This window comes from Luteibacter sp. 9135, from assembly GCF_000745005.1.
Classification (GTDB): Bacteria; Pseudomonadota; Gammaproteobacteria; order Xanthomonadales; family Rhodanobacteraceae; genus Luteibacter.
In genome coordinates this window covers 737,921-751,337 of the sequence record NZ_JQNB01000001.1, presented here as the reverse complement: position 1 = coordinate 751,337, position 13,417 = coordinate 737,921, and the positions used below count along the sequence as shown (strand labels likewise).

The window sequence follows — 13,417 nt, the reverse complement described above, 5'->3', positions numbered from 1 at the left end:
GCCGAGGCGTAAAATGGTGGTCTTGCCCACCCACAGGCCACCCTCCATGACTTTTCCCGCCGTCCGCATGCGCCGCATGCGCCGCGATGCCTTCTCCCGCGCCCTCATGCGCGAGACGGTGCTCACCGTATCCGACCTCATCATGGTCGCCTTCGTCGTCGATGGCGAAGGTGTACGACAGCCGGTCGCCTCCATGCCGGGCGTGGAACGGCTCTCGATCGACCAGCTGTTGAAGCTCGGCGAGGAGTGCGTGGCGCTGGGCATCCCGGCACTTGCACTGTTTCCGTCGGTGGGCAACGAGGTGAAGAGCGAAGACGCCGCCGAGGCCTGGAACGCACAGGCGTTGTTCCAGCGCGCGACGCGGGCCCTCAAGGAACGTTTTCCCGACCTGGGCCTGATCGGCGACGTGGCACTGGACCCGTACACCACGCACGGCCAGGACGGCCTGATCGACGCCGACGGCTACGTAATGAACGACGCCACGGTGCAGGCGCTGATCCGGATGTCGCTGGCGCAGGCGGAAGCCGGCATGGATTTCATCGCCCCGTCCGACATGATGGACGGGCGTATCGGTGCCATCCGCGATGCCCTGGAGGAAGCCGGCCATATCCACACGCGCATCCTGGCGTATTCGGCGAAGTACGCGTCCAGCTTCTACGGCCCGTTCCGCGACGCCGTGGGCTCGTCGGGCAACCTGGGCAAGGGCAACAAGCACACCTACCAGATGGACGTCGGCAACAGCGACGAAGCCCTGCGCGAGGTGGAGCTAGACCTCGCCGAGGGTGCGGACGCGGTGATGGTGAAGCCCGGCCTGCCTTACCTGGACATCGTCCGTCGGGTGAAGGACACCTTCGGCGCGCCCACCTTCGTCTACCAGGTCAGCGGCGAGTACGCGATGATCAAGGCCGCCGCGCAGAACGGCTGGCTGGACGAAAAGGCCGTGGTCATGGAATCCCTGCTGGCGATGAAGCGTGCCGGCGCGGACGCGATCCTCACGTATTTCGCGGTGGACGTGGCGCGCTGGCTGAAGGGCTGAGGCGTCGCACCGCCACCCGATCGTGCAAGGCCTGCCCGCTCGCGTGACATAATCCGGAACGATCTTCCGGGAGTCGCAGGATGGATGGACATCACTTTCTCGAGACGGCCGTCGTCTTCCTGCTGGCGACGGTCGTGGCCGTGCCGCTCACGAAGCGCTTCCGCCTGGGCGCCGTGCTCGGCTACCTGCTGGCGGGGGTGGTCATCGGGCCTTCGGTCCTCGGGCTGGTAAACGACACCGAGGGCGTCGCGACGATCTCCGATTTCGGCGTCGTGCTGATGCTGTTCGTCATCGGGCTGGAACTGTCGCCATCGCGCCTGTGGGTGATGCGACGCGCGGTATTCGGCAGCGGCAGTCTGCAGGTCATCACCTGCGCGCTGGCGCTCGGCGCCATCGGCTATTTCCTGTTCGGCCTCACCTGGAAAGCCGGCGTCATCGTCGGCGGCAGTCTGGCCCTGTCTTCCACGGCCTTCGGCCTGCAGATCCTGGCCGAGCGCAAGGAAGCCGGTTCGGCCTACGGTCGCCAGGCCTTCGCCATCCTGCTGTTCCAGGACCTGGCCGCCATTCCGCTGATCGCCGCGGTGCCCCTGCTGGGCAGCGCCGTGGCCCACGATGCGCACGGCCCTGACCTGGCCAGCGTGCTGCGGGTGGTTGGCACCATCTTCGGGGTGATCCTGGGCGGTCGCCTGCTGTTGCGCCACGTGTTCCGTTTCGTCGCCCGCGCCAAGAGCACCGAGGTGTTCACGGCAACGGCCCTGCTCGTGGTCATGGGCACGGCATGGCTGATGGAACTGGCCGGCATCTCGGTCACGCTCGGTGCCTTCCTGGCCGGCCTGCTGCTGGCAGATTCGGAATACCGGCACGAACTGGAATCCAACATCGAGCCGTTCAAGGGGCTGCTGCTGGGGCTGTTCTTCGTCAGCGTGGGCATGTCGGTCGACCTCGCGCTGCTGGTGGCCAAGCCGCTCCTGGTGCTGGGCATGGTGGCCTTGCTGCTGGCCGTCAAGGCGATGCTGATCGTGCCGCTGGGCCGGCTGATCGGTGCACTGACCACCGCGGATTCCGTGCGGCTTGCCGCCGTGCTGGCCAGCGGCGGCGAGTTCGCGTTCGTCATCCTCAACCTCGCCCAGCAGAACCGCCTGATCGACGATAGCCAGCGCGGGTTGATGGTCATGGCCATCTCGCTGTCCATGGCGCTGACACCGCTGCTGGTGCTGGCAGCCTCCCGGCTGGTCCACGAGCGTGTGCATACGCCCGACCGCGCCTTCGACACCATCGAGTCCGATACGCCGCGGGTCATCATCGCGGGCTTCGGCCGCATGGGCCAGATCGTCGCGCGCATGCTGCGCGCGCAGGACATCCCATTCGTCGCCCTGGAAAGCTCGGTGGAGCAGGTGGATACCTCGCGGCGGTTCGGTGGCACGTCGCTGTTCTTCGGTGACCCCGCGCGTCCGGAAATGCTGCGGGCGGCGCAGGCCGACAAGGCCGAGGTGTTCGTCATCGCCACCGACGATCCCGAGGCGAACATCCGCACCGCCCGGCTGGTCAGGCGACAGTACCCGCACCTGAAGATCATCGCCCGTGCGCGTAACCGCCAGCATGCCTTCCGTCTGATGGATATCGGCATCGAAGAACCCGTGCGCGAGACGTTCTACTCCAGCCTGGAAATGACACGCCACGTGCTCCAGTCGCTGGACATGCCGGCGGAGGTCGTCGACAGCCGCATCGCCCGTTTCCGCAAGCACGACGAGCAGGTGCTGCGCGCGCAGTACCTCGTCTACGACGACGACGCGGCCCTCATCCAGTCCTCGAAGGAAGCCCTGCACGACCTGCAGCAGCTGTTCGAAGCCGACGCCGTTGACGAGCGCGAGCGCGACAGTTGAGCCACGTCGATCTCGCAACGCACTACAAGCACGGTATGCATGACATGCGCGACATGCATCTGTAGGAGCGCGCGATGCGCGCGACATCTTTTCGCGATAACTCCGGAGCTGGCGCGCAAGCATGAAAGGCGCCGCGAGACGATGTCGCGCGCATCGCGCGCTCCTACAGGGTGATCGCTTCGCCAAGCGGGGTCGTGGCGCCGATGTGCCGGCGGCGGACATGTCGGCGGCACGTCGGCGAGGGCCTCAATCCGGCTGGGCGGGTTGCCGGAGTGTCTGGCGTACGCTGGGTACGGTGCCGACGCGGCTGCCCAGTTCATGCGCGATGTCCACATAGCCCAGGTGTCGTGCGACATCGCCGGCGGTCCGGCCGAAGCCATCGGCGGCGTTGCGGTTGGCGCCGCGCTGCAGCAGCACGCGCGCCGGCCCGAGCAGGGCATGCATCGCGCTGGCGTGCAGCGCGCTGACGCCGCGGTGGTCGGCATGCTCGATCCGGGCGCCGGCATCCAGCAGCACCGGTACCAGGGCGCCGAGGTGGGTGGCATCGGCGGTGGCGCCGGGGCGCAGGTTCGCACCCAGCAACATCAGCAAAGGGGTCACGCCATCCTTGTCGGCCTTGTTCGCATCGGCGCCCTTGCCGAGCACGGTATCCAGCAGGCGCCGCGCACGCAGGCTGTCGCTACTGCCGAAGCAGTACTGCGCGGCGGCGTGCAGGGCCGTGTGGCCGTGGGCGTCCTCGGCTTTCGCATCGGCACCGGCACGCAGCAGCATGTCGGCGATCTCCGGATAGCCCAGCGCGGCGGCGATCATCAGCGCCGTGGTCTCGCCCGGCAACCGCTGGTCGGCCGACACGCCATGCGCGAGCAGGGCCTCGACAATCGTGTCGCGTCGCGCGTTGACGGCTGCCGCCAGCGGCGTGATGCCGGAGGCGGCGGCGAGGGTCGGATCGGCGCCGGCCTGGAGCAGGTGATCGACGACGTGACGCTGTCCGGCCCCGGACGCGCGAAGCAGGCCGGTCGCGCCCTGGTGGTCGCGTGTGTCGACGGGGAAGCCCAGTTCGATCAGCCGGTCCACGGCTTGCACATCGCCCGCGGCGGCGGCGGCGGGAAGATCGTCGGCACGCAGGGGGCGACGCGGCAGCGGCCACGCTGTCCAGCTGAGCCAGCGCTCCACATCGCCGTGTCCGATGCCCAGTCCGTAGGGTGTCTCGCCATTGACGTCGGCGGCCTCGGGATCCGCGCCGTGGGCGACCAGCAGGCGTACCAGCGGCAGGCTTTCGCCACCTTGCTCGAGCGCCGCGTGCAACGGCGTGCGTCCGCCTGCGTCGCGAACGTTCGGGTTCATGCCACGGGCGAGCAGGGCGCCCAGCAGTGCGGTACGGCCCGTGGACGCGGCCATGTGCAGTGGCGTGCGTCCGCGGGCGTCGGCACCGAACGGATCGGCGCCGGCTTCGAGCATCGCCAGGGTCAGGCGTTCGTCGGCGCCGTCGAGGCGGCAGATCGCCTGGCCGAGCAGACCCGCGCCGGCCGGGCTGGCGCCGGCCCGCATCAGTTGCAGCAGGGCGTCGGCCGACTGCGGCAGCTGGGGTAGCAGTGCATCGAACAGGCGGCGTCCGGCCTGGGGCGTGTCGCCGGGTGCACCCAGCCGTGCCTCGGCATGCAGCCCGTGGTCGAGCAGCCATGCGCGCGCTGCCTCGAAACCGGGACCCGCAAGGTCGACATAAAGGGCCGACAGTTCCTCCACGGGCCAGGCGCGTACCTTGGTGGTGAACGTGGAAGCCACGGCCCAGTGGCCGAAGCGCAGGGCATCGTAGAGGTGCAGGGGCGAATCGGCGCCAGCCTCCGGCACGACCGACTCGCTGAGCGATGTCGGCAACGGTGTTTCCGGATCGAGCAGCGCCACGAAATCCCAGCGTCCGGCCCCGGCCGCGTGGTCGAGCGCGCTCCGCCCGTCCGCGCCGGGCTCTTTCGGCTGGGCGCCGAGCGCCAGCAGCGCCCGCACCGTGGCGGCCTGGGCCCGGGGCGACTGGCAGGCGAGAGTCAGTGCGTCGCGGCCGTGGCCGTCGCGCGGCGAGGCGTCCGCATGGGCGTCGGCCAGCAGTTGGACGATGCCTTGCGCGCCGGCGCGCGCGGCTTCCATCAACGCCGTCGTGCCGTGGCGATCGGCGAGGTTGGGTTGCGCGTGCGCCTGCAACAGCGCGCGGGCGATCTGTTCGTGCCCTTCGGCGGCCGCGGCCATGAGCGCTGAGCGGCCGTGGGCGTCGGTGGCGTTCACCGCTGCCTTGTAACGCAGCAGTACCTTCACGCCCTCGGCATCGTCGTCGGCAATGCCGGCTGCCGCGACCAGTGCGGGTTCGCCGCCCACGGGCGAGGCCTTGGCGCCGTGTTCCAGGAGAAACCTCACCAGCGCCCAGTTGGCTGCGCGGCAGGCGATCGCCAGGGGCGTGTCACCTGCCGCGTTCACCGCATCCACCGGTGCGCCGGCGTCCAGCAGCATGGCCGCCACGGTCGGTTCGGCACTCAGTACCGCGCCATGCAGTGGCGTGTTGCCCTCGTTGTCGACGGCGGCCGCATGCGCGCCATTGGTGAGCAGGGTAAGTACGGCGTCCGGCCGGCCGTGCCAGCTGTCGCGCGTGGCCGCGTGCAATGCGGTGACGCCCTGGTGGGCGCGATCGACCTTCGCGCCCCGCGCGATCAGCGCACGCAGCAGGCGTGAATCGGGTGACAGTGCCGCCAGTGTCAGTACCGGCCGCTGGTCGCGGTCGCCGGGCTCGGCGCCGGTGTCCGGTTCGGCACCGGCCTCGACCAGCGCAACCGCGCGCGCGATATCACCCTCGCGGGTGGCGAGCAGCAGGGCACGCTCGCGGACGCCCGGCTGGCTTTCTTCCGTGCTGAGCACGGGAAGGGGTGCCGGCGGGATGTTTGCCGGGCGCTCCGCGTCCTGCCCGACGTCTTCACGCGACGGGATGCCGCCCCGTTTCGCACCGAGGCGTACGCGGCGATCCGGGAGCAGTGCGCGCAAGGTGCGATTGGCGATCACCATGCCTGCCACTGGCAACAGGACCACGCCGTAGAGCGCCAGCGACGCGAGGCGCATTTCCGCAGGCAGCACGCCGTACAGGCCGGACAACGCCACGGCGCAGAACGCCAGCACCAACAGGCTGAGCGCCGCCGGGAGGAAATGGGAGAAGAAGCGCTCCTCGGCGGACAGGTGGCGGCCGAAACTCACGGATCGCGCCAGCGCCGTGAAAATCCACGAGGCCGTTCCGCTGTCTTCGGGGTAGGCGTCGTCCCAGAGGAAGATCAGGCCGAAGGCGGGCCAGGTCCGCCATAGCGCGGCAAGCGCCACGACCAGGGTGGCAGCCAGCAGGAGCGCCGCGCCCAGGCTGGGCGCCTGGGTCAGCTTGAGCAGGGGCCAGGCCACCAGTACGAAGACCACGAACGTATACGCCGTGAAAATCACCACGTAGGCCGAGCCCCGGCGCAAGGCCGTGCGCAGGTAGCTGGTTTCGGGGTCGAAGCCGATGGCATGGCACACCGCGCCCATGACCAGCGCATTCGCCAGCAGCAGCGGAATCAGCGCCAGCGGTGACGCCGTGAGGCCGGCGCAGGCGACCGCAGCAAGGACGGGGATGAACCAGGGCAGCGCTTTGAGCAGCGACGGTCGACGACGTTTGGGATTGGCCATGCGCGGGAGTATACGGACGCGCATGGCCGTACGCGGTAACGCGGCGTTAACCCTGGTAACGCACCGCGCGCCCGGCGCGGTTTCGCCTGCTCAGGCCCTGACGAGCATCTGGTCGGGATCGATCTCGCGATTGTGGTTCGGCTGGTTGCACACGGTGAGCGTTTCGCCCGGAGGCGTCTGCAGGTGCCAGCCGCATCCGGCGAGGTTGATGAGCACTTGCTCAGTGTCGTTATGCGGCAGCTTGCGCTGGGGGGTGAGTTCCACCTCGAGCACGAAGCGCAGTTCGCCCAGCAGGAGCACCAGCGGTTCGGGAAGCATGTCGAGGCCATCCCGGCGGGTCATCCAGACGTAGGTATCGGGCTTGCGAAGGCTTGCGTAGACATAGCAGTGCATGACGGCGGTCTCGCTGGCGGTTCGAGTACTTAAGGTAGCAAAAGGCCGGCGCCCGCGGGCGCGTGCGGACCACATTCCTGCAGATTTGTTGCACCGGCACTTGCAAATTATTCGTCAAGTCGTCCAGAGTTCCCCCGCAGATTGTTAAACGCGCGTATGAAAACAAGAACGTTTCCGTTGCGCGAATGTGACATCGACCCAGACAGAACAAGCAGGAGCCCCACCATGCAGACGTTGATCCGTACCCGCCCGTTGGCCGTCGCCGCCCTTTCGCTGGCCATCGCCGGCGCGCTGGTGGCTCCGCAGGCCGCCCACGCCAGCGCCTTCCAGCTGAAGGAAAACAGCGCCGCCGCGCTGGGCCGCGCTTTCGCCGGCTCCACCGCGGCAGGTGACGATGCGTCCGTCATCGTGAACAACCCGGCCGCCATGAGCATGCTCAAGGGCACCACGTTCCAGGCCGACGTCACCGGCATCAACTTCAGCACCAAGTTCCACGGTACCGCCACCGACGCGCAGGGTCGTCCCATCTCCGGCGGCAACGGCGGCGACGCGGGCACCACCATCCCGGTGCCGGCCTTCTACGTGGCCACCCAGGTCAGCGACCGCTGGCACGTCGGCTTCGGCCTGACCGCGCCGTTCGGCTTCAAGACCGAATACGACGGCGACTGGAAGGGTCGTTATAACGCCATCAAGTCCGACTTCAAGTCGTATGACGCCACCCTGTCGGCTTCTTTCGACGTCACCGACAACTTCGCCTTGGGCGTCAGCGCCATCGCGCAGAAGACCACGGCCGAACTGACCAGCGCCATCAACTACAACACCGTGGGCCTGGGCCTGATCCAGCGCGCCGCCGCGGCTGGCCAGCTCTCGCCCGCCGTGGCTCGTGCCCTGGCCGGCCAGTACGCCGCGGTGGTGCCCCCGGGCAGCGATGGCGTCGCCAAGATCAAGGGCGACGACTGGGCCTACGGCTGGCAGGTCGGCGGCCTGTGGAAGCTCACCCCGAACGACCGCATCGCGCTGAACTACCGCAGCAAGATCAAGCACACGCTGGAAGGCACGGGTAACTTCACGATGCCGAGCAACGTCTCGGCCGTGCTGTCCAACCCGACCGTCGGTGCACTGCTAGGTAGCGGCCAGCCGCCCTTCACCCACACCAACGGCACGGCGGGCTTCACCACGCCGGTCGTGGCCACCGCCAGCTTCTGGCACCAGGACGTCAAGTTCGGCCTGGGCTTCGACCTGTCGTGGACCAAGTGGGACGAGTTCAAGGACCTGACGGTCGATTACTCGAATCCGAACCAGCCGTCCACCAGCGAGAACTACAGCTGGCGCAACAGCTACTTCCTCTCGGCCGGTGGCGAGTACTACCCGACCGACAAGCTGACGCTGCGTGCCGGTATCGCCGTGGACAGCACGCCGACCTACGACGACACCCGTTCCCCGCGCGTGCCCGACTCCACCCGCAAGTGGCTGGCGTTCGGCGTCGGCTACAAGGCCACGGAGAACTTCGAGCTCAACGCCGGTTACGCGCACATCTTCGTCAACAAGGCGCACATCGCGGGCGTCACCGACGCGACGAACGATCGCCTCGTCGGCCAGAGCGACGACAAGGGCAACCTGCTCAGCGTGTCGGCCAAGTATCAGTTCTGATCGCTTCGGCAATCGACTGATACCGCAAAAAAACTCCCCGGTGACGGGGAGTTTTTTTATGGGCGGATCAACCGCCGGCGCCGCAGCACTTCTTGAACTTCTTTCCGCTGCCGCATGTGCAGCTGTCGTTACGCCCGACCTTCGATTCGTCGCGGCGCTGCGGGCGTCCGTGCTCCGGGTGACGGCGGCGATACAGCGTCGCCAGCTGGAACGGGATCTCGTTGAGCAGCGTCATGCGCTCCTCGAAGGTCGGCAGCGGTACGGCGGGGGTGCCAGGATCGGGATCGGTCTGGTCGGCGGTGAGGGTCAGCAGCATGCCGACGAACGGATAGGTCGATTCATCCAGCCACTCTGACCATTCTTCTTCCCATGCGTCGATGGCGAAGCGGAAGCCGAGCGCCCAGTCGCTGGCAAGCGGGAAATCACCGTCGTACGTGCTGACATCCTCGAGCTCGTCGAACTCCTCGGGGGAATCGACGAACGGAAGAGATTCTTCCCCCATGATCTTCGGATCGCCCGAGACACGCGCCTGGATCACCGCCCAGAACTCCTTGAGCAGTTCGGCAACCTCGGCATGCACCGCCTCGGATTCCCACGGCGTCGCCTCGCCTGCGTCGAAGATGGCCATGCAGTCGTCGATGTCCACCTCGGCCGGACCGACGATGGCCGCGGAAAACAGACCGTCCAGCGTTTCCAGCGAATACCGGTTGGTCGAGATCAGGAGGTCGTCGAGTCGGCCTAGTCGCGCTTCATTCATCTGCATAATGATGGCTCAGTACGCGTAGTCGCGGAAAACGGGATCGACGCTCTGGTTCCACTGGCCGTGGAAAAGCTCGAGCTTGGTATCGGCCTGGGTCTTGCCGGACAGGGCGATCTCCTCCAGCGGCTCGAGGTACACCGACTCGTCCACACCGCGCTGGCCCAGGCGGTTGCGGCGCTTCAGGCCGTCACGGGCGATCTTCACCGCTTCCAGTGAGAGTTCGCGCACACTGTGATCGCGGAAACGCAGCGCGAGCGCCTCTTTCGGCACGCCGTCGCGCAAGGCATGGCGCTCGGCCTTCGTGAAGTCTTTCACGAGATCCCATGCGGCATCCAGTGCGGTGTCGTCGTAAAGCAGGCCCACCCAGAAGGCCGGCAGGGCGCACAGCGAATTCCATGTGCTGGTGTCGGCGCCGCGCATTTCCAGGTACTGCTTGAGGCGCACCTCGGGGAATGCGGTGGTCAGGTGATCGGCCCAGTCCTTCATGTCGGCCCGTACGCCAGGCAACGCCGGCAACTCGCCGCGCATGAACTTTTTGAAGTCCTGTCCGGCCAGGTCGACATACTTGCCGTCGCGATAGCTGAAGTACATCGGTACATCGAGGATGTAATCGACATAGCGCTCGTAGCCGAAGCCGTCCTCGAACACGAAGTCGAGCATGCCGGTACGGTCGGCATCGGTGTCCGTCCATACCTGCGAGCGGAACGACTTGTAGCCGTTGGGCTTGCCCTCGGTAAAGGGCGAGTTGGCGAACAGCGCGGTGGCGATGGGTTGCAGTGCGAGCGCGACGCGGAACTTCTTCACCATGTCCGCCTCGCTGGAGAAGTCGAGGTTGACCTGGACGGTGCAGGTGCGGGTCATCATGTCCAGGCCGAGCGAGCCCACCTTGGGCATGTACTCGCGCATGATCTTGTAGCGCCCCTTGGGCATCCAGGGCATCTGGTCGCGGCGCCATTTCGGCTGGAAGCCCATGCCGAGGAAGCCGATACCCAGTTCTTCCGCCACCGAGCGGACCTCCCTGAGATGGTCTGTCACTTCGTCGCATGTGTCGTGGATCGTCTCCAGCGGCGCGCCGGAGAGTTCGAGCTGGCCGGCGGGCTCGAGCGTGATATTGGCCATGCCCTTGGTCAACGCCACGGGGATATCCCCCTCGCGGGCGACATCCCAGCCGAAGCGCGTGGCCAGCGTTTCCATCAGCTGACGGATGCCGGGGCGGTCGCCGTCGAACGGGGGCGGGGTCAGGTCGTCGCTGTAGAAGCCGAACTTCTCGTGCTCCGTGCCGATGCGCCAGGCTTCGCGGGGCTTCTCGCCCTTGGCGAGATACGCCACCAGGTCGTTACGGTCGCCGATGGGCGTGCTCTTGGCGGCGCTGGGAATGGACACGGGGCTTTCCTTGAAGAGGGGGCTTTTGGCCGATGCCGCCCACATGGGGGCAAACGCCCGACGGTAAAAGGTGTGGCGTGACGGCGCAGGGTAACAAATGCTTTTGTGCGGTAGTGAAAACGAAGAGGCCGCCCTGGGGCGGCCTCTTCGCGAGCTTCCGGTGAGGCGCGATCAGCGCTTCATCGAATTGAAGAACTCGTCGTTGGACTTCGTGTTCTTCATCTTGTCGAGCATGAACTCCATCGCCGCCAACTCGTCCATCGGGTGGAGGAGCTTGCGCAGGATCCAGATCTTGGCGAGAAGGTCAGGATCGATCAGCAGGTCTTCGCGGCGCGTGCCGGACCGGTTGATGTCGATGGCCGGGTAGACGCGCTTCTCGGAAATGCGACGGGAGAGGTGCACTTCCATGTTGCCGGTGCCCTTGAACTCCTCGTAGATCACCTCGTCCATCTTCGAGCCGGTGTCGGTCAGCGCCGTGGCGATGATCGTCAGGCTGCCGCCTTCCTCGACGTTGCGTGCCGCGCCGAAGAACCGCTTCGGACGCTGCAGGGCATTGGCGTCGACACCGCCGGTGAGCACCTTGCCAGAGCTGGGCACCACCGTGTTATAGGCGCGGGCCAGGCGCGTGATCGAGTCGAGCAGGATCACCACGTCCTTCTTGTGCTCGACCAGGCGCTTGGCCCGCTCGATCACCATCTCGGCCACCTGCACGTGACGCACCGCGGGTTCGTCGAAGGTGGAGCTGATCACTTCGGCGCGGACCGTGCGGGCGATTTCAGTGACTTCCTCGGGGCGCTCATCGATCAACAGCATGATCAGATGGACGTCCGGGTGGTTGTACTGGATGGCCTGCGCGACGTTCTGTAGCATCATCGTCTTGCCGGATTTGGGCTGGGAGACGATGAGACCGCGCTGGCCTCGGCCGATGGGCGCCACCAGGTCGAGGATGCGGCCGGTGATGTCCTCGGTGGAGCCGTTACCGCGCTCGAGCTTGAACGATTTGCGCGGGAACAGCGGCGTGAGGTTTTCGAACAGGAGCTTGTTCTTCGACGCCTCCGGCGGATCGCCGTTGATGTCGTCCACCTTGAGCATCGCGAAGTAGCGCTCGCCTTCCTTGGGATGGCGGACGCGTCCGGTGATGTAGTCGCCGGTGCGCAGGTTGAAGCGACGGATCTGGCTGGGCGAGACATAGATGTCGTCCGGGCCGGCCAGGTACGACTCGTCGGCCGAGCGCAGGAAGCCGAAGCCGTCCTGCAGGATTTCCAGCACGCCTTCCGCCCAGATGCCGCCGCCCGACCGGGCGTGGGCCTTCAGGATGTTGAACACCACATCCTGTTTGCGCTGGCGGGCCACGCCCTCGCGCACGCCGAGCGACTCGGCGAACTCGAGCAGCTGGATGGCGTTCTTGCGCTTGAGCTCGGTGAGGTTGATCAGGCGATCGTTGCTGCCGGCATCGGCGTTCTCGTCGTCGTCGACGGGGTAGCCGTTGTTATTGTTGTTGCGCGGATGCTGATAATTGCCACCGCCGCCATTGCCGTTGCCCGGATTGCCACCGCCACCGCCACCCGGACGGGGCGGGTTGCGCTCGTTGCGGCGACGACGGCCGCGGCCTTCGCGCTCGGCATTGTTGGCGTTGTTGGCGCCACCGTTGGGATTGGCGCCACCGTTGGGATTGCGGTCGTTACGGTTCTGCTGCGGGTTGGGGTTGTCGCCCCGCGCCTGCGGCTGGCCGTTCTGACCGCCCTGACTGCCGCCCTGCGGCGGGTTGGCCTGGCCACCGTCACGGGAATCGCCTTGCGACGACGCCGGTCGGGCGTCGGCGGGCGGCGCCGAGGTGTTGCCCAGCTGCAGTTCCGCCTGGGGCGCGGGCGCGGGCATCGGCGCGGGCACCGGTGGCAACGGCGGCGGGGCCTTGACCGGAGCCGGTGCGGGAGCACTCGTCTCTACCGCCTGCGTTTCGGCAGGCGGCGCCTTGCGGCGCGTGCGGGGACGCGGTTCGGTCGCAGGCGTGTCGCCGGCGCCCTTGGCGTCGTTGGAGTCTTTGGTTTCGATATCGGACACGGGCAAACCTCACGGGGCGCCGTTAAAAGAAGAGGGGAGAGGGTTCGCGGCTGGGGGACAAGCGGTGTCCCGGCGAACCCCTAGAGCCTAGCATCGCGTGAGGCGCGACGTAAAGCGCCTCACGCGGTGGCTCGGGTCATGCGATGAACCGGATCAGAGGGCGCCGTCGATGAACTTGGCCAGCTGGCCCTTGCCCACGGCACCGATCTGGGTGCCTGCCACCTTGCCGTCCTTGAACAGCATGAGGGTGGGAATGCCGCGCACGCCGAACTGGCGCGGCGTCTGCTGGTTCTCGTCGATGTTGATCTTGACGATCTTCAGCTTGCCCTCGTATTCGCCGGCCAGTTCGTCGAGCAACGGCGCGATGGACTTGCAGGGGCCGCACCATTCCGCCCAGAAGTCGAGCAGGACGGGGGTGTCGGAATCGAGGACTTCCTGCTGGAACGCAGCGTCGCTCGTATGGGTGATCTTGTCGCTCACCGTGATCTCCAAAAAGGGGTGACTGGGGGGCTTGACGACCGTGACGCTCACATCGGCTACACTAAGGCGCCTCATGTCGCGGGT

9 protein-coding genes are annotated in these 13,417 nt (G+C 67.0%); 3 read left to right on the top strand and 6 right to left on the bottom strand.

All coding sequences use genetic code 11. The annotated features are described in order from the left end of the window. Positions 1-46 precede the first annotated feature (46 nt). Both hemB and FA89_RS03355 read left to right on the top strand, forming a co-directional pair. A complete protein-coding gene (gene hemB, locus FA89_RS03360) occupies positions 47-1,036 on the top strand; it encodes a porphobilinogen synthase (protein WP_036138194.1) in 990 nt (329 codons plus the stop codon). A gap of 80 nt (positions 1,037-1,116) precedes the next feature. Beyond that, the gene (locus FA89_RS03355) at positions 1,117-2,919 is read left to right on the top strand and encodes a monovalent cation:proton antiporter-2 (CPA2) family protein (RefSeq protein WP_036138191.1); all 1,803 of its coding nucleotides are present in this window, start codon (positions 1,117-1,119) and stop codon (positions 2,917-2,919) included. 246 nt (positions 2,920-3,165) lie between these two features. On the opposite strand, the gene FA89_RS03350 is transcribed toward FA89_RS03355, so the two are convergent. Together FA89_RS03350 and FA89_RS03345 are read right to left on the bottom strand one after the other, a co-directional pair. Next, positions 3,166-6,606 (bottom strand): ankyrin repeat domain-containing protein, encoded by a 3,441-nt coding sequence (locus FA89_RS03350; protein ID WP_036138189.1) that lies wholly within the window; start codon positions 6,604-6,606, stop codon positions 3,166-3,168. Between the two features lie 90 nt (positions 6,607-6,696). Further along, complete coding sequence (locus tag FA89_RS03345) at positions 6,697-6,999, bottom strand: YcgL domain-containing protein (RefSeq protein ID WP_036138187.1); 303 nt, start codon at positions 6,997-6,999, stop codon at positions 6,697-6,699. 225 nt (positions 7,000-7,224) lie between these two features. Here FA89_RS03345 and FA89_RS03340 point away from each other — a divergent pair, with 225 nt between their 5' ends. Then, positions 7,225-8,649: an OmpP1/FadL family transporter gene (locus FA89_RS03340; RefSeq protein WP_036138184.1), complete on the top strand. Its 1,425-nt coding sequence runs from the start codon at positions 7,225-7,227 to the stop codon at positions 8,647-8,649. Positions 8,650-8,716: 67 nt separating this feature from the next. Here FA89_RS03340 and FA89_RS03335 read toward each other — a convergent pair whose 3' ends face one another. The 4 genes from FA89_RS03335 to trxA all read right to left on the bottom strand — a co-directional run bounded on the left by FA89_RS03335 (position 8,717) and on the right by trxA (position 13,333). After that, on the bottom strand, positions 8,717-9,412 hold the full coding sequence (locus FA89_RS03335) for a UPF0149 family protein (protein WP_036138181.1): 696 nt from the start codon (positions 9,410-9,412) through the stop codon (positions 8,717-8,719). A gap of 9 nt (positions 9,413-9,421) precedes the next feature. Continuing rightward, positions 9,422-10,792 (bottom strand): glutamate--cysteine ligase, encoded by a 1,371-nt coding sequence (locus FA89_RS03330; RefSeq protein WP_036138179.1) that lies wholly within the window; start codon positions 10,790-10,792, stop codon positions 9,422-9,424. 171 nt (positions 10,793-10,963) lie between these two features. Then, positions 10,964-12,853 carry a transcription termination factor Rho gene (gene rho, locus FA89_RS03325; RefSeq protein ID WP_036138177.1) on the bottom strand — a complete coding sequence of 630 codons (1,890 nt, stop codon included), beginning with the start codon at positions 12,851-12,853 and terminating at the stop codon, positions 10,964-10,966. A gap of 153 nt (positions 12,854-13,006) precedes the next feature. Further along, the gene (gene trxA, locus FA89_RS03320) at positions 13,007-13,333 is read right to left on the bottom strand and encodes a thioredoxin TrxA (protein ID WP_036143580.1); all 327 of its coding nucleotides are present in this window, start codon (positions 13,331-13,333) and stop codon (positions 13,007-13,009) included. Positions 13,334-13,417: the final 84 nt, after the last annotated feature.

Excerpts from the sequence above, each read along its gene's own strand:
- hemB (WP_036138194.1), top strand. The coding sequence starts at position 47 with ATGACTTTTCCCGCCGTCCGCATGCGCCGCATGCGCCGCGATGCCTTC.
- FA89_RS03355 (WP_036138191.1), top strand. The coding sequence starts at position 1,117 with ATGGATGGACATCACTTTCTCGAGACGGCCGTCGTCTTCCTGCTGGCG.
- FA89_RS03350 (WP_036138189.1), bottom strand. The coding sequence starts at position 6,606 with ATGGCCAATCCCAAACGTCGTCGACCGTCGCTGCTCAAAGCGCTGCCC.
- FA89_RS03345 (WP_036138187.1), bottom strand. The coding sequence starts at position 6,999 with ATGCACTGCTATGTCTACGCAAGCCTTCGCAAGCCCGATACCTACGTC.
- FA89_RS03340 (WP_036138184.1), top strand. The coding sequence starts at position 7,225 with ATGCAGACGTTGATCCGTACCCGCCCGTTGGCCGTCGCCGCCCTTTCG.
- FA89_RS03335 (WP_036138181.1), bottom strand. The coding sequence starts at position 9,412 with ATGCAGATGAATGAAGCGCGACTAGGCCGACTCGACGACCTCCTGATC.